General features: G+C 32.0%; 17 protein-coding genes. 7 read left to right on the top strand and 10 right to left on the bottom strand.

Annotated features, from left to right (window positions below; translation table 11 throughout):
* The first annotated feature begins 56 nt into the window (after positions 1-56).
* Positions 57-1001: a DUF362 domain-containing protein gene (locus CPG45_RS12555; protein WP_096232251.1), complete on the top strand. Its 945-nt coding sequence runs from the start codon at positions 57-59 to the stop codon at positions 999-1001.
* 11 nt (positions 1002-1012) lie between these two features.
* Here the strand turns inward: CPG45_RS12555 and CPG45_RS12550 are convergent, their stop codons facing one another.
* Complete coding sequence (locus tag CPG45_RS12550; protein ID WP_096232250.1) at positions 1013-1474, bottom strand: YbaK/EbsC family protein; 462 nt, start codon at positions 1472-1474, stop codon at positions 1013-1015.
* Positions 1475-1654: 180 nt separating this feature from the next.
* Positions 1655-1777, bottom strand: coding sequence for a hypothetical protein (locus tag CPG45_RS17945; protein WP_255405061.1), 123 nt, complete (start codon positions 1775-1777; stop codon positions 1655-1657).
* A 361-nt stretch (positions 1778-2138) separates the two neighbouring features.
* Between CPG45_RS17945 and CPG45_RS12545 the strand changes: the two genes are divergently transcribed.
* On the top strand, positions 2139-2339 hold the full coding sequence (locus CPG45_RS12545; RefSeq protein WP_096232249.1) for a hypothetical protein: 201 nt from the start codon (positions 2139-2141) through the stop codon (positions 2337-2339).
* 42 nt (positions 2340-2381) lie between these two features.
* Here CPG45_RS12545 and CPG45_RS12540 read toward each other — a convergent pair whose 3' ends face one another.
* Positions 2382-3179, bottom strand: coding sequence for a sugar phosphate isomerase/epimerase family protein (locus CPG45_RS12540; protein WP_096232248.1), 798 nt, complete (start codon positions 3177-3179; stop codon positions 2382-2384).
* 391 nt (positions 3180-3570) lie between these two features.
* Between CPG45_RS12540 and glgP the strand changes: the two genes are divergently transcribed.
* Positions 3571-5214 carry an alpha-glucan family phosphorylase gene (gene glgP / locus CPG45_RS12535; RefSeq protein ID WP_096232247.1) on the top strand — a complete coding sequence of 548 codons (1644 nt, stop codon included), beginning with the start codon at positions 3571-3573 and terminating at the stop codon, positions 5212-5214.
* A gap of 54 nt (positions 5215-5268) precedes the next feature.
* Here glgP and CPG45_RS12530 read toward each other — a convergent pair whose 3' ends face one another.
* Together CPG45_RS12530 and CPG45_RS12525 are read right to left on the bottom strand one after the other, a co-directional pair.
* Entirely contained in the window at positions 5269-6624 is a 1356-nt protein-coding gene (locus CPG45_RS12530; protein WP_096232246.1) for a glucose-6-phosphate isomerase, read from the bottom strand.
* Between the two features lie 65 nt (positions 6625-6689).
* Positions 6690-7187, bottom strand: a complete 498-nt coding sequence (locus CPG45_RS12525) for an HD domain-containing protein (RefSeq protein ID WP_096232245.1) — start codon at positions 7185-7187, stop codon at positions 6690-6692.
* A 112-nt stretch (positions 7188-7299) separates the two neighbouring features.
* Here CPG45_RS12525 and CPG45_RS12520 point away from each other — a divergent pair, with 112 nt between their 5' ends.
* The 3 genes from CPG45_RS12520 to CPG45_RS12510 all read left to right on the top strand — a co-directional run bounded on the left by CPG45_RS12520 (position 7300) and on the right by CPG45_RS12510 (position 10046).
* Complete coding sequence (locus CPG45_RS12520) at positions 7300-7797, top strand: nitroreductase family protein (RefSeq protein WP_096232244.1); 498 nt, start codon at positions 7300-7302, stop codon at positions 7795-7797.
* Between the two features lie 95 nt (positions 7798-7892).
* Entirely contained in the window at positions 7893-9116 is a 1224-nt protein-coding gene (pepT, locus tag CPG45_RS12515; protein ID WP_096232243.1) for a peptidase T, read from the top strand.
* Positions 9117-9272: 156 nt separating this feature from the next.
* On the top strand, positions 9273-10046 hold the full coding sequence (locus CPG45_RS12510) for an alpha/beta hydrolase (RefSeq protein WP_096232242.1): 774 nt from the start codon (positions 9273-9275) through the stop codon (positions 10044-10046).
* 236 nt (positions 10047-10282) lie between these two features.
* Here CPG45_RS12510 and CPG45_RS12505 read toward each other — a convergent pair whose 3' ends face one another.
* Positions 10283-10972, bottom strand: a complete 690-nt coding sequence (locus CPG45_RS12505; RefSeq protein WP_096232241.1) for a 4'-phosphopantetheinyl transferase family protein — start codon at positions 10970-10972, stop codon at positions 10283-10285.
* Positions 10973-10996: 24 nt separating this feature from the next.
* Positions 10997-13339: an ATP-dependent DNA helicase gene (locus tag CPG45_RS12500; RefSeq protein ID WP_096232240.1), complete on the bottom strand. Its 2343-nt coding sequence runs from the start codon at positions 13337-13339 to the stop codon at positions 10997-10999.
* Between the two features lie 173 nt (positions 13340-13512).
* Here CPG45_RS12500 and CPG45_RS12495 point away from each other — a divergent pair, with 173 nt between their 5' ends.
* Positions 13513-14484, top strand: a complete 972-nt coding sequence (locus CPG45_RS12495) for a small ribosomal subunit Rsm22 family protein (protein WP_096232239.1) — start codon at positions 13513-13515, stop codon at positions 14482-14484.
* Between the two features lie 198 nt (positions 14485-14682).
* Here the strand turns inward: CPG45_RS12495 and CPG45_RS12490 are convergent, their stop codons facing one another.
* The 3 genes from CPG45_RS12490 to CPG45_RS12480 form a co-directional block, all read right to left on the bottom strand.
* Positions 14683-16125 (bottom strand): hypothetical protein, encoded by a 1443-nt coding sequence (locus tag CPG45_RS12490; protein ID WP_096232238.1) that lies wholly within the window; start codon positions 16123-16125, stop codon positions 14683-14685.
* A 47-nt stretch (positions 16126-16172) separates the two neighbouring features.
* On the bottom strand, positions 16173-18551 hold the full coding sequence (locus tag CPG45_RS12485) for a glycoside hydrolase family 31 protein (protein ID WP_096232237.1): 2379 nt from the start codon (positions 18549-18551) through the stop codon (positions 16173-16175).
* Between the two features lie 390 nt (positions 18552-18941).
* Positions 18942-19850 carry a MerR family transcriptional regulator gene (locus tag CPG45_RS12480; protein WP_157732402.1) on the bottom strand — a complete coding sequence of 303 codons (909 nt, stop codon included), beginning with the start codon at positions 19848-19850 and terminating at the stop codon, positions 18942-18944.
* Between the last annotated feature and the right edge of the window lie 372 nt (positions 19851-20222).

The raw sequence follows: 20222 nt of genomic DNA, 5'->3' as shown, positions 1-20222 counted from the left end.
TGAAATCCGGCTTTTATTTTTTAAAAAATGTGTAAAACTATGTAAGAGGTGATTTTATGAGATACAGAAAAATAACTGAACCTGTTGTTGCAATAACGTCTGGGCCCGACGAGGTAACTAACCTACATAATGCATTAAATTTATTACCGTTGCAAAATTTAATAGAAGCAGGAAATACGGTTGTTATTACACCCAATTTCGTTAAGAGTAAACCACCACAAAGTGCGACAATCGTTGGACCTTATACTTTAAGAGCATTGATTAGGTATATAAAATCCAAAAATCCTGGAAGGATAGTTATCGCAGCAGGTTCAGGCGGTAACCCTACTCCAAAGGTTATGACAGACAATAGCTATGACAAAATTATATCTGAAGAAGGCGTTGAATTCATCGATCTAAATTATGGCCCATATGTAGATCTTCTGTTAAATGATTGCCTTGTCAAATCGACAAAGGTAAATGAACTTTATGAGCAGATGGATGTCTTAATCTCTTTCACTCAGATGAAAATGCATGAAGAAGCAACCGTTTCACTGGGTATCAAGAATATTGCATTAGGATGGCCGCCGGCAGAAATACATGGTTTCCCAAAGAAAAACCTTGGGATACATAATGACCTACACAATTTTATAAGAGCAATGGCAGAAAAAATATCAATTGACTTAACTATATTAAGTTCACAAGAGGCTATGATTGGTACAGGTCCTGCTGAAGGTAAACCAATTAATGCTAATATGATTATTGCCGGAACTGATCCTGTCGCAACAGACACCGTAGGTGCAAGGATGTTCGGCTTTTTGCCACAAGGTGTAAACTATCTTTTTCAGTGTGCTCAAAAAGGTGTAGGAACTGGTGAGCTAAAATATGTTACACTTAAAGGTATACCATTGGCACAGGCGGAAATGGCTTTTTCTACATCGGCATACGGATATGGTATTGCACTCGATTCAAGCGGAATCAAACAGATGGTACCCGAATTAACCACTACTTCAAGATACTGAAAAGATGTATGTCAATTTTTTTGACATACATCAACCCATTCACCTTTAACTATTTTATCCATATCATCGACATTTACAGCTACGGCAGCATTTACATCACCAGCTGCCGGGTATACGAGTTCATAATTTTTTAATGATATATCATAATAAATATCGATATCCGTCTTTAATCCATATGGGCAAACACCACCAACAGGATGTCCTGTTATTTCAAGAACTTCTTCAGGTGTCGCCATCTTTGCCTTACAATGAAAAGTATCTTTGAATTTTCGATTATCTATTTTCTTATCGCCCGCCGATATAACCATGACATACCTGTCTTTTAATTTAAAAAGCATCGATTTTGCAATTTCTCCGGGTGTCACGCCAATCTCATTTGCAGCTTTTTCAACAGTACTTGTATCTCCAAGTACTTTTACATCAGCATCTATATTATTTTCTTCAAAAAATCTTTTAACTGCCTCTACGGACATTTTATCACTCTCCCATATTGTTATATTACACCTTTTTTAATAATTTAGCTTATTAAATTAAATAATACTTTAAAAGGCAAAGCCATGTCAATAATATAAATAGGGTCTAATAATTAGCCCCTGCATCAGATATTAAACCCATATATTACGTATATCAAGTATAATTCATTAAATATTTTTTTATTCTTCATCTGTCGTCAAAACATCAACCAATTTATCACTTTTATCAGATAGACTCATAAGTACATTGTTAGACCAAATAGTTGGTTCTGAATACAGATTTGCTACATTTGGAATCCACATTGCATCATATTTAGTAGAATTTACGTCTGTTTTTGTCAGATTTTCTTCTGCCGCTAAAGTACCGCTTTCAGTAAAGTTAATCTTTACACCGGATTTTTTTCAATATATTCAAACAAGCCACTGCTTTTTAAGTCATGTAGCTCAAAACCACCAATAATTTTAAAAGTATTTGGATCACTTACATTATTACAGATAAATTAATATTTTCCAATGGACTTTACAATAATTAACCTAGATTTTACCACACCTTAACAATGACATATATTTACACTATATGTCAAGAACAATGTGCACAATGCAACAAATTTCGCATATGTTTAATACTATAATATTAATTATTAATTATCCAGGGGGGATTTTGATGGGAGAACTGATTAGATATGTTTTGTATGCTGCCTTGACAATCCTTTATGGATTTGTTTGGTGGAAGTTGTTTGATAAAGCAGGATTCGGCGGCATATATGGGCTTACAATGTATATTCCATTTATAAATGTTTTAATGCTATTAGTTCTTGCATTTGCTGACTGGCCAGCACTTCACAATAACAATGTAAGGGTCTAATTTAAAGGCCCTTACAGTTTCCATAAATAGTAATATTTAAAATTATCTATCAAATATCTCTTTTAAAAATATTATTCCTTCCATCATTTCGCTGTATTCTTTGTAATTGTTTCTATAGACTTCCATTATTACAGGACCGCGGTAGTTAATCCTCTCAAGTTCTTTATACAATCTTCTAAAGTCGAAATTGCCTCTTCCCGGAAGAAATAAATTTCCATCGTTATCGTAGTCGCACAGATGTACATTAGCTATATATTCACCCATGGCTTTTAAATATTCAAATGGGTCTTGCTTGCTCTTCATGGCCTGCTTTATATCTAATGTAAAATATATGTTTTTGCTGTTTGTCACTTCCTTTAAGGATAAAGCGAATTTAGGATATGAAAACCAGCACCAATATACATTTTCCCACGCAAATTTTATTCCGTATTCTCCAGCAGTTTCGGCAATATAATCCGCATTTTTAGCAATCTTTTCAAAATCGATATTTGGTTTTGTCTCTTTTCTGACCGCTGGTCCGTGAAATACATACACTTTTGCGCCAAGTATATTAGCAGCTTTTAATACTTTCAATAACATTTTTAAGGCATCTTTTCTTTGCCTTTCTGTCGCAGAAAAAAGCTGTGGTTCAAACTGTGTACCTATTGCATGTATTGAATTAACTTTAATATCGTATTTATCAAGGACATCTTTCATTTCTTTGCAAAATTCTTCATCATATTCACTGTATGATTCTAAAAAAACCTCTACGGTTTTAATACCCATATTCCCTATTAGAGGAACAGTCTCTTCTGTAAGGTACTCTGGATAAAAACTCGCTGTTGATATGCCGACATTCATGTGACCCCTCCGTTCCATGAAAAAACATGTAATGAGAATCCCTTTAATTTTATTATACATTAATTATATTAAATTTTAACACAACTTTTTATAATAATTTATATTATATAATAATTTTTGTCTTATAGAAAATCTAATCTGACAAATTAAAATAGGCGAAAAAGTTCCAGATCTAAAATTGACTACATATTATAATAACTTCAATATCCTTTATCAACTTAGTTCATTAAATATCGACTGAAGTAGAAGGGAAATTCTACTGATAATCTATTTTCTCTAATAATCGTTATACTTTAATATTATAATTGTGCAACTACGTGCAAACACTTGCACATATACTTTTTTAATATTATAATATAATTATAGAAAATGAATCTTAAGGAGGAGAATTATGGAGAATAAGAAATTACCACGTGTTGCATATTTTTGTATGGAATATGGACTTAATTCAGATTTTAAGCTATATGCCGGCGGGCTTGGCATATTAGCAGGTGATCATTTAAAAGCAGCAAAAGAGTTAAATCTTCCACTTGTAGGTATAGGCATACTTTGGAAACAAGGCTATACAGAACAGCATATAGGTAAAGATGGTTATCCATATGATGCATACCACAACTATAAATATGACTTTCTTAAAGACACAGGCGTAAAAGTAAAAGTAAAAATAAGAAATCAGGATGTTTATTGCAAAGTGTGGCTTGTTGATTGTTTTGATAATGCACCACTATACCTGCTTGACACAGATATACCTGAAAATGGTGATAGATGGATTACAGGTCAGCTTTATGGATGGTTTGGAGAGGAAAGGGTTGCACAAGAAATCGTACTAGGAATTGGTGGCGTAAGAGCTTTAAGAGCACTTGGTATAGATGTCGATGTATATCATTTTAATGAAGGGCATGCAGCATTAGCAGCATTGGAACTCATTCGTGAGAAAATGGAAAATGAGGATATGTCTTTTAAAGAGGCATGGGATAAAACACGCGAAGAAGTTGTATTTACTACCCATACACCTGTTATTGAAGGAAATGAATCTCATAGTCTTGAACTACTAATGTACATGGGTGCGAATAATGGCCTTACAATTGAGCAAATGGCACAAATTGGCGGTGTTCCATTTAACATGACAGTTGCAGGATTACACCTTTCCCGTATTGCCAATGGTGTTGCTAAATTGCATGGTAAAACAGCAAGAAAGATGTGGAAGGATGTAGATGACGCTGCGCCAATAATATCTATTACAAATGGCATTGACAGAAATACCTGGGTCGATAAAAGAATAACCGATGCTTATAACAATGGTGAAGGATTGCTCAGAACACACAATATCCTTAAAAATGAACTGATTGATTTCGTATATGACCGCACAGGTGTTAAACTTGACGCAGATAAACTGCTTATAGGCTTTTCAAGAAGGGCTGCACCATATAAGAGAAGTGATTTAATTTTCACAAATGATGAGGTTATAGGAGAATATTTGAGGTCAGGAAAGATTCAGATCGTATTCTCCGGAAAGGGTCACCCACTTGATGATGTAGGTAAAAGGATTGTCGCTAAATTGATCGAAATGACAAAGAAATATCCAAACAGCGTTGTCTTTCTTGAAGATTATGACATGACAATAGGAAAGATGTTAACGCGCGGTTCCGATGTATGGCTAAATAACCCAAGAAGGCCTAAGGAAGCAAGTGGTACATCTGGTATGAAGGCTGCTATGAATGGTGTCCTCAATCTAAGCATTCTCGACGGTTGGTGGCCTGAAGCATGCATTGATGGCGTAAATGGATGGCAGTTTGGAGACGGTTTTGAATCGGATGATGTAGAGGAACTCGATAAACATGATCTAGAAGCATTATACGATGTTCTCTTAAATAAGGTTGTACCAACATACTACAATGACAAAGCAAAATGGGAAAATATGATGAAGGAAAGCATCAAAACAACATATGATGCATTTTCAGCAAATAGAATGATAAAAGAATATTATGATTTGATGTACACAAAAAAGAAAGTTAATAAAAAGTTAATAAAATAAAATTTAAAAGGATATACCGAATTTGGTATATCCTTTTTTGTTATTAATTTATATTTACTTTTGAAGTCTTTTTTCAAGTGCGTCTTTTTCTTTTTCATAGCCAGGCTTTCCTAATAGTGCAAACATATTTTTCTTGTATGCTTCAACACCTGGTTGATCAAACGGATTTACGCCGTTTAAATAACCACTTATTCCACATGCCATCTCAAAGAAGTAAACAAGATAGCCAAAATTATATGCGGATATCTCCGGTAAATTTACTATAAGATTTGGAACACCACCATCATTATGTGCAATAACGGTTCCCTGAAAAGCCTTTTTATTTACAAAATCTATCGTCTGTCCTGCAAGGAAGTTAAGTCCATCTACATTGTCTTTATCTTCGTTTATTGTTATTTCTTTTAAAGGTTTCTCAACATTCAAGACGGTCTCAAACATGATTCTACTACCATCTTGGATGAACTGACCCATTGAATGAAGGTCTGTAGTAAAATCTACTGATGCAGGATATATCCCCTTATGGTCTTTGCCTTCACTCTCACCATATAATTGTTTCCACCATTCAGAGAAATAATGAAGCCTTGGTTCATAATTAACTAAAATTTCAATTGATTTTCCCTTTCTGTATAAAGCGTTTCTTAATATTGCATACTGCATACTTAAATTTTCTTTCATATCTGATTTTTTGTAAACTAATGATGCATCATATGCACCCTGCATCATATCATCGATATTTATTCCTGCAGCTGCTATTGGAAGAAGTCCTACAGCCGTAAGAACTGAATATCTTCCACCTACATCGTCAGGAATCACGAATGTCTCATAGCCCTCTTCGTCTGCAAGTTTTTTGAGCGCTCCCTTTGCTTTATCCGTTGTCACATATATTCTTGATTTTGCCTCATCTTTACCATATTTTTTCTCAAGCAAATCTCTAAATATGCGAAATGCTATACCTGGTTCAGTTGTAGTACCGGATTTTGAAATAACATTTATTGACACATCTTTCCCCTCAAGAACTTCAAGCAAATCCTGAAGATATGTTGAGCTTATGCTGTTTCCGGCAAAATATATTTCTGGAGCTTTCCTAACCGCCTGTGGTAAGACATTGTAAAATGAATGTGTCAACATCTCTATAGCAGCTCTTGCACCGAGGTATGAGCCGCCTATTCCGATTACAACAAGTGCATCCGAATCAGATTTTATCTTTTCTGCAGCCTTTTTTATTCGAGAAAATTCATCTTTGTCGTAATCGCGGGGTAAGTCAACCCAACCAAGGAAATCGCTTCCCTGAGCGGTCTTATTAAGCACCATATCAAGTGATAGTTGTGCTTGTTTTTCAAGATATGATATTTCATGCTCATTTACATAATTTAATGCATTGGAATAATCGAAATTTAATACATTTGCCATATGTAAACCTCCAATCTTATTTTTACATTTCATATTTTATACCATATGGACCATATAATCAAGTTTTAACTAAAGAATATGTCAGTTGCTATTCTTTTACCTGTTTTTGTCTTAAAGTTCTTTTCTATGATATTCTTCACATTTTCTAAATTTTTATATAGCTCATCTTCTTCTATATTTACAAGAAAGTCTGATTCCCATATTATTTGAAAATCAAGCCCATTATTTTTTGATGCCGTGTGATGCCCTCCTATAATGTAGCAAACCCTTTCAATTGTATCATCATCTTCATTGTTATTTTTCATTATCTCTCTTGCAACAGCCGGTCCTTCTATCTCCTGAAATTTCCCTGATGAAGAATTGTATTTCTTTTCAGCATTTTTTATCCCTATATCGTGCAAGATTGCTGTTATTGTCACTATCTTCTTTAATTTATCATCAGATATATTTTCTCCATCCATTATTCTATCGGCAAAATTCAATACCTTTAATGCATGGTTTATGCGCTTTAAATCTTTTCCAAAGTACTCCTTCATATCCATGATATATTTTAATTTTGACATTATAATCAACTCCTTTCAAGTTATTTATATTTTCACATAATTATGTCATCAACGTCAATATTTTTTGAAATTATTTTTTATGGGTTATAATATAGATTGGAGGTGTTTATAAATGGAAGCATTGGATGTTTTAAAACAAAGGAGAAGTGTGAGGGTTTTTGAAGATAAACCAATACCCAAAAACATACTTGAAGATATAATTGACTGCGGAAGGCTTGCACCAACAGCAAATAATATGCAGCCATGGCATTTTGTCGTTGTAACCGATAAAGAAAGGCTAAAATATATCTCGGAAAAGGCTACATATGGCAAATTTATTAAGGATGCGGCAACATGTGTTATTGTGTACTGTGAAAGTGACAATGTTCATCATCTTGAAGACGGTGCAGCTGCGACGGAGAATATTATACTTGCAGCAAAGGCTTATGGCATTAGCTCATGTTGGGTAGCAGGATATGATAGGACATACGAAAAAGACATAAATGAGTTTTTACAAGTTCCATCTAACTTAAGGATGATATCTATAGTTCCACTTGGCTACAGCACGCAGAAACCTGCAGCAAGAAGTAAAAAGCCATTGACAGATGTTATTCATTGGGAAAAATTTTAATTTACGCCCGGCATATTGCCGGGTCTTTTACCTTTTAAAATAAATCTATAAATGATAAAATAAAATTAGAAAATGCTACAGAAAGAAGGGTTAAATTGCAAAGCGTTGTAGATAGGTTTTTAAAGTATGTAAAATATGAAACAACTTCAAATGAAAATTCAGCAACATGTCCCAGTACAGAAGGGCAGATGGTCTTTGCTAAAGAATTAGCTAATGAATTAAAAAACATAGGACTTTCTGATGTATTTGTTGATGAAAATGGATATGTAATGGGAACAATTCCTTCAAATGTAGAAAAAGATCTTCCTGTAATAGGTTTTATATCACATATGGATACAAGTCCAGATATGTCAGGGAGAGATGTAAATCCGCAAATAATCGAAAATTATGATGGTAATGACATAGTATTAAATAAAGAAAAAAACATTGTATTATCACCTAAGGATTTTCCAGAACTTAGAGAATACATAGGGAAAACATTGATAACAACTGATGGGACAACATTGCTCGGTGCTGATGATAAATCAGGTATAGCTGAGATAGTAACAGCTTGTGAATATCTAATGGAACATCCAGAAATAAAGCATGGCACTATAAAAATATGTTTTACACCTGATGAAGAAATTGGCCGTGGTGCAGATAAATTTGATGTTAAAAAATTTGGCGCAGACTTTGCTTACACTATTGATGGTGGTAAAATAGGCGAAATTGAGTATGAAAATTTCAATGCAGCTTATGCAAAAATAACAATACATGGGCGTAATGTACATCCGGGAACAGCTAAAGGTAAAATGAAAAATTCTGTTTTAATCGGTGTAGAACTTTCTTCAATGCTTCCACTTGAAGAAACGCCAGAACAAACAGAAGGATATGAGGGATTTTATCATATCAACAATTTTGATGGTGATGTAGAAGAAACACATTTATATTACATTATAAGAGATTTCGACAAAGTTAACTTTGAAAATCGTAAAAATTATATGAAAAATATAGTTGAAAGCCTTAATAGAAAATATGGCAGTGGTACAGTTGAACTTGATCTAAAAGACCAATATTACAACATGCGTGAAATCATCGAGAAAAATATGAACATAGTTGACATTGCATTAAAAGCAATAGAAGAGGCATGTATAAAGCCCGATGTATCACCTATAAGGGGTGGAACAGATGGCGCAAGGCTATCATATATGGGGCTTCCTACACCAAATATTTTTACCGGCGGTCACAATTATCACGGAAAATATGAATATATACCGACATTTGCTATGGAAAAAGCCGTTGAGGTTATATTAAATATTGTAAAACTTGTTCAAGCATAGCCAAATTAAATTATTTTGAATGGTTTAATTTTTATGGGAAATAGGTGCTTATAAGTTAAACCCAATTTATATCTGCGTAGTAAATCTGTAACCTATTGGATATTTTTTGACACCATTGTGATATAATCTAATTAAATAAAATTAAGGGGTGATACAATGCAAAAAGCTGTAGAACTTACATATGGCGGCAAAACTTTAAGAGGTATGATGCACATACCAAATAATGCAAATGGGAAAGTTCCAATGGTAGCAATTTTTCATGGATTTACAGGCAATAAAGTAGAATCACATTTTATTTTTGTTAAATTATCAAGAAAGCTTGAAGAAGCTGATATAGGAAGTGTACGCTTTGACTTCTTTGGTTCTGGTGAAAGTGATGGAGATTTCAGTGAAATGACATTTAGCGGTGAATTAGAAGATGCAAGACATATAGTAGAATTTGTTAAAAGTGAACCATCGACAGACTTAAATAATATAGGAATACTTGGTTTAAGTATGGGTGGTGCAATTGCGGGAATAATTGCAAATGAGTTTAAAGATATTGTTAAATCACTAGTACTTTGGGCACCTGCTTTTAACATGAGAGATATTGTTTTGCTGCAAGCACAAGGTGAAGCTGGTGAAATATTGAAAAAGCAAGGTTTTGTTGATATTGGCGGACATGCAATAAGCAAGGATTTTGTTGATGATATTGCAAGTATTGATATTTATAAAAGGTCCAAAGGATATGATAAAGATGTACTTATCGTACATGGGACAAATGATGAATCTGTGCCATATCATGTATCAGATAAGATACTTGAGACAATATATACAAATAATGCAAAGAGGATAACAATAAAAGAGTCCGACCATACATTTACAAGACTTGACTGGGAGAAAATAGCTATTGACGAATCTGTTAACTTTTTAAAAGAAAAATTAAAATAATATAATATAATATAACCGCTCTGTTGGGAGCAGGGCGGTTATTTTTTCCTCTTTAAGATGAGTAACATTCCAAACATTATCATTTAAGATAATGCTTGATATGTATTCACCTCCATATAATGAAGTGGAAACTGCACCCTGCTATTCAGGTTATTTCATATAATATTGTATCTATGACTTTATAATAAACAATGTACTACACTACTTAGATAAATTTTTATCTGTAGTACAGTTGATTATAGATCCTTAATTTCTAATAAGTCATTATAACCTTTAATAATAATATTATCTGGAAAATCATTGTTTAAAGAGCAGACTGCCAATTTATAGCCAGCATCAATATTATATTCTCTAAAAAAGCAATTCTTTAATTCATTATCTGTCTTAATATTTATGTTATAATCATTTATAATTATTGAGAAAGATTTAAGTGATGTATAAAGTCCTTTGCCTTCCAACTTAACATAACTTTCCTTCAATGTCCATAATTTAAAAAAGTATTCTAACCTTTTTTGAACATCAACATCCATTATAAAATTATACTCATCATCAGTAAAAAAACGTTTTGCAATATTTAAATTAATCGGCTTTATCTTTTCAATGTCAATACCTATAGAAAATTCATTTACTGCAACAACAACCCAGTCATATGAATGTGAAATGCTGAAATAAATGTTCTCCATATTTTTCAATAAAGGCTTACCATATTCATTTTTATAAAAACTTAATTCATCGTTTTTAAGCCCGATTTTTTTACAAATTACTACGCGCAATAATATATCGGCAATTAATGACCTTTCAGCATCATCATATTTTCTAAACCTTCTAATGCGTTCTTTCTTTTCTTCTGATACAAATCCTAATAGCCTGTCAAAATCTTCTTTGCTTATGTAATTTTTAAGTTGTACACCATATATTTCAATCATATTATTGAACTCCTACAAAACTTATTATTTCATGCTCCAGAATTTATCAAGATGTTTCCCTATATTATCAATGTTTACCCTCATATTTGGAAACCATTCTTTTGGAAATAGCTTAACATAGTTTCTATGTGAATATCTCTCATCGATGAGCAAAATCACACCCTTATCGGTTTCAGTTCTTATAACACGCCCAGCTGCCTGCATAACCTTATTCATGCCTGGATACATGTATGCAAATTCATATCCGAGCCCGTATTTTCTATCGAAATAATCTCTTATAAGATTTCTTTCGAGGCATATTTGTGGTAATCCCACACCTACAATTATAGCACCAATCAATCTATTATGCTTAAGGTCTATACCTTCTGAAAAAACACCACCGAGAACGCAAAACCCGATTAACCCATCGTTATTTTCTTGAAAAAGATTTAAAAAATCATATCTTTCCTCATCAGACATACCAGATTCCTGAATATAGATACTTTTCTCAGGATATTTTTGCCTAAAGATTTTATATACTTTATTCATATATTCATAAGAGGGAAAGAATACCATATAATTTCCTATTCTTCCATTAACAGTTAAATCAATATAATCAACTATAGTCTGGTATGTTTTTTCTCTATCCTTATACTTTGTAGAAACATTATCTGCAATTAATATCTCTCTATTATTTACATCAAATGGTGAATAAAGATACATCATGTAGTCATCGTCATTTCCGCCTAAAATACTGCGATAATATTTAAGCGGCAACATTGTTGCAGAAAAAAAGATAGACGATTTACATTTCTTCATTATATCAAAAAGCAATTTTGATGGGTCAAGGCAAAATAATTTTATCTTAACATCATAACCTATCATTTCAACATATGTTGTGTATGTATCATCATAAAGGTCAGAAATCTTTAAGTATTTAAGCACGTCAAAATACAAATCTAATATATTTTCATATTCATCGATTTTGACCTTCTTCAATAAATATTCTTCAAGCAAATTGACTAATTGCCTCAAATATCCAAATAACTCGCTTTCCCCGTCTTTTATAATGTAATAATTATTATCGCCGCATAATTTTTTCAACTTTAAAAATATCTTATTTATGTTATTTAAAACTTTCTTTATTTTAGGACCTTTATCTTTAATTAATTTTTTTGCATCTAAAAACTGCTTCTTATTAATTTCAGCTGAAAACATCTCTCTTGACCTGTCGACAAGGTTATGTGCTTCATCAATAAGCAAAGTAAAATCGTTATTTTCCTGAAAAAATCTTTTTAAGCTTACGTTTGGATCAAAAACATGGTTGTAGTCACATATAACAGCATCCGCCCACAGCGATAAATCAAGGGAAAATTCAAATGGACATACACGATGTTTCTTTGCGTATTTCTCTATTATCTCTTTTGAATAATTATGTTCATGTTTTAATATATCCATAATTGCATCATTAACACGGTCAAAATGTCCTTCTGCATATTCACATGTTTCGGGACTGCAATTAGGCTTTTCAATAAAGCATATCTTTTCCTTAGCAGTCAATACCAATGTCTTAAATTTCAGCCCATTATCTTTCATGCGATTAAATGCATCTTCTGCCACTGTTCTCGTAATAGTCTTTGCCGTCAGATAAAATATCTTAGATGTAAGTTCTTCGCCCATAGCTTTTACTGCTGGAAAAATAGTAGATATAGTTTTCCCAATACCCGTTGGTGCTTGTACAAAAAGTTTCTTTCCCCTTTCAACAGTCCTATATACAGCAACAGCTAATTCCCTCTGCCCTTTTCGGTAGTCTTTATATGGAAAATCCATTTTTTTTATTGAATCATTTCTTTCTATTATCCAATCATATGATAATTTCGCCCAATCATAGTATTTCCGGACAAGGTCATCAAAAAATTTTTTCAATTCTTCTATTGAAAAAGTATTTTTCAGATATCTGATTTCATCTGTATCAATATTGTAATACGTCAGTTGAACATTTATATTAACTAAATCATTTTGCATCCCATAAATATATGCATAACATTTAGCTTGTGCTAAGTGCAGAGGATTGTAATTTACATCAATATCATCTAATGATGCCGTCGTCGTTTTAATCTCGTCAACTGTAATCATATCATTATCGTTATATATACCATCTGCACGTCCTTCGATTGTAAGGATGAATTCCGAATACTCTACATTATGCTTCAATGTAACTTCTTTTTGATAATTTTCTGCTTGAGATCTTTGTATTTTTCTATGTATCTTAGAACCTTCCAATGCTCTATTATTACTTCTTCCGACAAATTCGTTGTTTAAATCACCACATCGCATTATAAATTCCACCAAATCTCTAACAGAAATCTTTATATTTTGCTTATTCATCTAGTCTTTCCTCTCCAAAATAAGGATCTACAATAATTTAATAATTTTATCTAAAAGTTCATTTGATCTTGTAATTGCTTTAAGTTTAATTATAATATAAATGTATATGTCCTTCAATTAATGTATATGCTATTTAGTATGTAACTAATGGAATTAGAAAGGAAACTAATTTTATGGAATTGCCGAAAGAATTACAAAAAGCAATAGAAAATGAAGCTATGACGTTAACTACAAAAAAACTTGCCGTACTCGTTTCAGATATTTCAAGTCGTTACCGCGAAGGTAAATCATCTACAGATAATAAGTTTTTGCACTCCCGTGATGAAATAATAGCATATATCGTATATAGGATGCCTGCGACATTTGGTACCGTTTATTCTGCCTTATTTCAAGTAAAAGAAATATATAAGGAATTTAAACCTAAATCACTTTTAGACGTAGGTGCTGGCCCTGGAACAGCTATGTGGGCAGCAACTGCCATTTGGCCGGATATAGAAAAAATAACACTATTTGAAAAAGACGAAGAAATGATAAAGATAGGAAAAGTCCTTGCTTCTAATTCAAATCTCGCATCTATCAAAGAGGCAAACTGGTTAAAAGTTGATGTAATAAAGCCATTTGAAATACCTACTTACGATATTATTATAGCATCATATTCCATTGGAGAACTACCAGAAGATAGCCAACAAAAATTAATCAAAAAACTATGGGAAAGTACAGGGGATATATTAATCATCATTGAACCAGGTACGCCTATTGGCTTTTTGCGTATTAAAAAGGCTCGTGAATTATTATCATCATTAGGTGCCCATACAATAGCACCATGTCCCCACGATGATATATGTCCTATGAAAGATGATGACTGGTGCCATTTTTCTTCTCGTATCACACGCTCAAGTATGCATAGGCGGGTTAAAAATGGTGAACTTTCATACGAAGACGAAAAATTTTCTTATTTGTGTATGTCCCATAAATACATACAAGGTATTCAGGGAAGGATAATTAGACATCCACAAATTAGAAAGGGGCACGTATCTCTTGAAATATGCAGTAAAGATGGGCTCAAACAAGTAGTGGTAACAAAAAAGGATCGCGAGCAATATAAAAAAGCTCGCGATTATAAATGGGGTTCAATTTATAGTTAATTTTCTACTTTTCGGCATTTTTCAATGCCTTTACAACCTAAGCAACACTTTCACCTTAACGCTTTGCCATTATAAATTCCTTTGAATCAGGTTGCCTTAAACATTAAGAACCGGCAATCGTTGTTGCACCATATTGTGTCCCGCCTATCCATTCTGCAGTCATCTGTTCTAGATTTGCCATATATGGAAATTATACCTTTACTTTAAATATTGGTATATAAAAAAATTTTCATCGTCATAAATTATCTTAAACTTTGGATCCGCTAGCAAAAAAGTATTTAGATAAAAATCTTTATCAATTATAATATATTTAACATTGTATTTATCTAAAAATGCTTTATAATTTGATTCTCGCCTTTCCACTTTGACCAATTCTTCGAATATATCTGTTTTATTGTACATAGGCACAAATATATCTGTTCGTCCATCAACTAATGGATGTAAATTTTCAAATATCAAATAACCACCAATATTGTATTCATTAAAATAATTTTTTATGTTATTCTGTCTCATGAAATTAACTGCTTTTGTTGGATATATGTCTGGCGGAATAATTTGGTGAAGATTTTTAACTCTATAAATATCGAATATAATTAGAGCAACAAAAGATATTATTAATATAGGCATTAAGATAATTATTAAATTAAACCGTTTTAAATTAAATTTATTTAAAATATCAAATTTTATATGAACCTTTTTCTTTATTCCATTATAAATATTTGTAGAACCATCCAATATATATGGTGATAATAGTGGGAATATGAATATATATAAAAATACAAGCTGTCTTACAGCTGTTAAAGTTAAGACAGAAATAAGCAATGCAAGTATTGAATCCTCAATCTTCCACTTTTTTGTATTATTTATTATAGATATTATGATAATAATATATAATGCAAGTGCAAATTTATATTCTATTAATGGTGTTTTAATCCATTCTGTTATGTATTTATAAAATTGTGTACATTTCTCCATTTGTATAGGATATGTAAGCATTGTTATGCCATATGGATTAATTATCATTGAAGCAATTGCAGTAGGAATCAATAATGTTTTTTTCCTCCACGCTAACATTGCTATAATAATTATGTACATTGGTGAAAATCCACCATGTAAGTTAACACCCAACACTACTATTGGTATTGTATACCACCATTTTTCTTTTTCTAATAAAATCAATGTTAATACAAACAAATTATATGATAATGTTTGTGGTCTTGGCACCATGAAAGAATTCAAACCAATAACTGCAATTATCGCTGCTACTAAAGAAATGATATTGTTATTAGTTCTAACTTTTGTATAAATGTATATTAGAGAAATTAAAAAAGAAAATGTGATACCTGTAAATACAATGGTCCCTTTTAAGCCGAAAAATGAGAAAACGCTGTAAATAATGACATCATAAAGCCATTCGTGATTTACCCATTTTAAATGATTTTTTATTCCATACCATGAAAATATATCGGTTTTCGGTATGCTATGATTTGTTACAATATATCGTCCTGTTGCAATATGCCAGTATGCGTCAGGATCGCTTAAAGAATGTATCGTGGTTATAAAGCCTACTAAAGCTATACATGATAGAACAATGATATATATTCCTTTTTCCCATCTTGCAATCTGCTTAGCTTCAACCATATGTCCATCATCTCCTTTCAAACAAGGGACAGGTCCCTTGTTTGATTCTATTTAATTGTTAATATTTGCTCTTCATTTGTATCATTTATTTTAATACAAAATACCCCATTATCAAAATTTGTTTCACATTTATCGTTGTGTTCAACCTTCATAGGCTTTTCTTCAAATCCATGGAATCTTAAAAGATATGATGTCCTACCAGTCGTATATCTTTTTGCCAAAGGTCTTATTGTAAAATTGATGCCATTATCTGTACGTTTTTGTTCGAAACAAGTTATTCTATATTCTCCCTCTAAGTACTTTTTGCTTATACCGTCATCCTCATAAAGACAATATTCAGAATCTTCACCTAAGTAAATGTCTAAGGTAAGAGTATCAACTATTTTCTCTCCTACGTAATTCATAGCGGGTATAGAGGGAATAATCGCTCCAGACTTCACATATATTGGCAATGTATCTAATGGCGCATCAGCAATTATATATGAATTCCCCTTATATTTTTCATCTGTCCAATAGTTGAACCATGTGCCTGCAGGAATATAAACACTTCTCTTATATGTTGACGGTCTATAAATTGGTGCAACCATTATGCAGTCACCAAATAAAAACTGATTACACAAATTATGTACATTCTCATCTTCAGGATATTTCATTACAAGTGGCTTCATTATAGGCAACCCCGTTTTAGAAGCTTTATAAAATTCGTTATAAATATACGGCAATAATTTGTACCTTAAACTAATATATTTCCTACAAATATCCTCAACTTCTTTACCAAAAGCCCATGGCTCATGTGGCTTTGTGTCTATTTCAGTATGTGCCCTAAAGAATGGCGTAAATGTCCCTAACTGCATCCAGCGAGCAAATAATTCTGGTGATGCATTGCCTTGGAATCCTCCAACATCACCACCTACAAAAGGTACACCTGACATACCAATATTCATAAGCATAGGCATTGATGAATCCAATTGCTCCCACCAGCTGTGGTTATCACCCGTCCATACGGCAGAATATCTTTGTATACCTGCATAAGCAGACCTAGTTAATATAAAGGGTCTTTCATCAGGCTTTATCATTTTAAAACCTTCGAATGTAGCCCTGCACATATTTAAGCCGTAACAGTTATGATATTTTCTAAAAGTAGCTGGATGACCATCATTTTCCATTATTACATCATTCGGTACAGTACATTCTGTCCTTTTGTTAGAATTTATAGAAAAATCACTTGGTTCGTTCATATCATTCCATATCCCTGAAACACCCTTACCCAATAACTCGGTGTGCTTTTCAGCCCACCATTTGCGTGTCATTTCCCTTGAAAAGTCAGGAAAAGCGGCTTCTCCAGGCCATACTTTACCTATATATACTTCACCTGTTAGCTTTTTACAAAAAACACCTTTCTCTATGCCATCTCTATAAACTACATATTCTGCATCCTTCTTAACACCTGGATCAACTATTGTAACTACCTTGAATCCCTTGTCTTTTAAATCTTTAAGCATTCTTTCAGGATCAGGGAAGCGGTTAGGGTCCCAAGTGAAAACCCTAAAACCATCCATGTAGTCAATATCTAAATAAATAACATCACAAGGGATTTCTTTCTCTCTGAAAGTATCCGCTAATTCTCTAACAACTTCTTCTGGATAGTAACTCCACCTACATTGTTGGTAACCCAATGCCCATTTTGGTGGTAAATACATTTTCCCTGTAAGGTCTGTATATGTACTTATAACCCTTTTTATGTCAGGACCATATATGAAATAATAATCCATCTCACAATCATTTACCTCAAATGTATAGTATTCGGAGCTTTCTTCACCTAAATTAAAAACTATTTTACAGGTGTTGTCTACGAATATGCCCGAAGCATATTGCCCATTAAAATTTATAAGAAAAGGGATACTTTTATAAAGAGGGTCTTTTGTTGGTGTATGTAATGGATCATCGGTATTCCACATAACATATTTGTAACCTTTTTTATCCAAAAATCCTGTCTTTTCACCAAGGCCATAAAAATGGCTATTAGGAGCGATTCTCTTTTTGCATTTTAAAGAATCCTTCGTCCAAGAGAAGCCATATTCCATATCTTCTGACAAGATATTTTCATCAAAATCATGTATTACGATTCTTCCATCATTTTTATAAATATTAACCCTTATTTCACTTGTAGACACAGTGAAATATTCGCTATTTACCTCAACGCTAAAATCTTCTGTTGACATCTCATTAACAACGGCAAAAGAGGGGATATCTAAGAATTTACTTTCCATATTAAAAGTTATTCTTATGCAATTTGAAGAAAGAATCTTAATTCTCATAATACCTTTGTATGTGCTAAATAATAGGCTGTTACCATCTCTTTTAAAATCATAAACTTCACCAATATACCATATTCTTTTCGTATCCTTTGTTTCCCAAAAACTCATAATATTCTCCTTTCATGCAATTAGTTCGTTATTTCACTGATTATATTACCCTTGTACCTGTTAATTATTTCCACAGATATGGTAAATGAATCAATTTTATATTCTTATATTCATTATAACTTCTCCACTTTTATTCCTCAAGATATTTAAGAACACTGATTTGTAAAGTCAATAAATCAAAATCCACTTCGGGATAAAATTTCATAAATTTTTTTGTTTTGCATCTTATAGAAAGTAATATATTTAAAATATCTAATCTTTTCTATACTTAAAAAAGTAAACTAAGACTTTTTCTCTTATTAAGTATTTGCCTCTTTTTTTAATATAGCCTAGACATTTTTAGATCAAAAAATAAGCCGGAATTTTTCCGACTTATATCATAAAATTTGTCTATTCAGCTTTAATTATATTTCCTTTTTCATCAATTTTGACATTTAATAATTTATTATACTTAACCCAATTATCTTTATACTTACGGTAATCTTCGCTAAGCACGCTCAAGTACTTATCCATATTTATATCTTTCATCGTAATCATCAAATTCTCCAGCATCTTTATAATTTCTGGTGAAGATTCATTTATATCGTTTATGTTCTTTAAAAAATGTTCTTTTGAATCATCCATTTCCGAGTCAGTGATAGATATCCACTTCTTTGATATCTTTTTTGCTTTATCTTTATATTTTTCAAATTCTTCTGCATTTATCTTTTTATATATTTCATTCATTTCATCTGTATATTCTATATTTTCAATATTATCAAGGCGATTAACTAATTCAAGCCATGCTTCTTCCTTTTCTGGTGTATCTATTGGTTCATTTAGAAATGGACTATAAAGTGCAATCAAAATCTCGCCAAAATTACCAGGGAATATTCTTAACAATTGCCTTTTTATAAAACCTTCTTTAGCTTTATCATCCATATCAAGAGACTCTTTAAGAGATATCAAATTTTTTGTGATCTCTGACATATCATCAGTAATATTTAATGTATCGAGGCATAGTTTAATCAAACATTTACACTTTTCAATCCTCTTTGATTCATCTTCAAGATTCATTAGATGTTGTTTAAGCTTATCTTTCATTAGCTCTGGATTTAATATGACTTTTTTTATCTCCTTTACTGGCATATCTAATTGTCTTAAAGTTGCAATCTGTATCAATTTGTCAACATCACTTTGAGAATACTCACGATAGTTATTATCTGGATTAATATCGGGTTTTATCAATCCCTCATCTTCGTAATAATTTATTGCCTTTTTTGTGAGCTTTGTGATCTCCATTACTTCACTTATTTTCATCATAATCCCTCCTTGATTTTATAATAAGCCAATACCTGAGGTCACAGTCAAGGGATTCTAAAATTTTTTGCTAAAAAATTAGTAGTATTTATTATTTATTCAATATTATCTATATACTATTTTAATCTTTGGATCTCTTAAAAGGTAAGTGTTTAGATAAAAAAATCTTGATCTGCAATAATATATTGTTTTTATCTAAAATTGCTCTATAGCAAATTTCTCTCTTTTCAATTTTAAAATACCAAAGTTTATACAAACATTTGCTTTTATCTCATTTAACTATCATCCCCCTTGATAGTTTTTGTATTTCTTTAATTTATTCAGCCAGAGGATAATGATACTATATAATACAAAAATTCCTATATTTTCATC

It is taken from the genome of Thermoanaerobacterium sp. RBIITD (genome assembly GCF_900205865.1).
Lineage (GTDB): Bacteria > Bacillota > Thermoanaerobacteria > Thermoanaerobacterales > Thermoanaerobacteraceae > Thermoanaerobacterium.
This window is presented reverse-complemented; position numbering and strand designations above follow the sequence as displayed.

What these genes read in the sequence shown, in the direction of transcription:
- CPG45_RS12555 (WP_096232251.1), top strand. Translation starts at nt 57, where the DNA reads ATGAGATACAGAAAAATAACTGAACCTGTTGTTGCAATAACGTCTGGG.
- CPG45_RS12550 (WP_096232250.1), bottom strand. Translation starts at nt 1,474, where the DNA reads ATGTCCGTAGAGGCAGTTAAAAGATTTTTTGAAGAAAATAATATAGAT.
- CPG45_RS17945 (WP_255405061.1), bottom strand. Translation starts at nt 1,777, where the DNA reads ATGTGGATTCCAAATGTAGCAAATCTGTATTCAGAACCAACTATTTGG.
- CPG45_RS12545 (WP_096232249.1), top strand. Translation starts at nt 2,139, where the DNA reads ATGGGAGAACTGATTAGATATGTTTTGTATGCTGCCTTGACAATCCTT.
- CPG45_RS12540 (WP_096232248.1), bottom strand. Translation starts at nt 3,179, where the DNA reads ATGAATGTCGGCATATCAACAGCGAGTTTTTATCCAGAGTACCTTACA.
- glgP (WP_096232247.1), top strand. Translation starts at nt 3,571, where the DNA reads ATGGAGAATAAGAAATTACCACGTGTTGCATATTTTTGTATGGAATAT.
- CPG45_RS12530 (WP_096232246.1), bottom strand. Translation starts at nt 6,624, where the DNA reads ATGGCAAATGTATTAAATTTCGATTATTCCAATGCATTAAATTATGTA.
- CPG45_RS12525 (WP_096232245.1), bottom strand. Translation starts at nt 7,187, where the DNA reads ATGTCAAAATTAAAATATATCATGGATATGAAGGAGTACTTTGGAAAA.
- CPG45_RS12520 (WP_096232244.1), top strand. Translation starts at nt 7,300, where the DNA reads ATGGAAGCATTGGATGTTTTAAAACAAAGGAGAAGTGTGAGGGTTTTT.
- CPG45_RS12510 (WP_096232242.1), top strand. Translation starts at nt 9,273, where the DNA reads ATGCAAAAAGCTGTAGAACTTACATATGGCGGCAAAACTTTAAGAGGT.
- CPG45_RS12505 (WP_096232241.1), bottom strand. Translation starts at nt 10,972, where the DNA reads ATGATTGAAATATATGGTGTACAACTTAAAAATTACATAAGCAAAGAA.
- CPG45_RS12500 (WP_096232240.1), bottom strand. Translation starts at nt 13,339, where the DNA reads ATGAATAAGCAAAATATAAAGATTTCTGTTAGAGATTTGGTGGAATTT.
- CPG45_RS12495 (WP_096232239.1), top strand. Translation starts at nt 13,513, where the DNA reads ATGGAATTGCCGAAAGAATTACAAAAAGCAATAGAAAATGAAGCTATG.
- CPG45_RS12490 (WP_096232238.1), bottom strand. Translation starts at nt 16,125, where the DNA reads ATGGTTGAAGCTAAGCAGATTGCAAGATGGGAAAAAGGAATATATATC.
- CPG45_RS12485 (WP_096232237.1), bottom strand. Translation starts at nt 18,551, where the DNA reads ATGAGTTTTTGGGAAACAAAGGATACGAAAAGAATATGGTATATTGGT.
- CPG45_RS12480 (WP_157732402.1), bottom strand. Translation starts at nt 19,850, where the DNA reads ATGAAAATAAGTGAAGTAATGGAGATCACAAAGCTCACAAAAAAGGCA.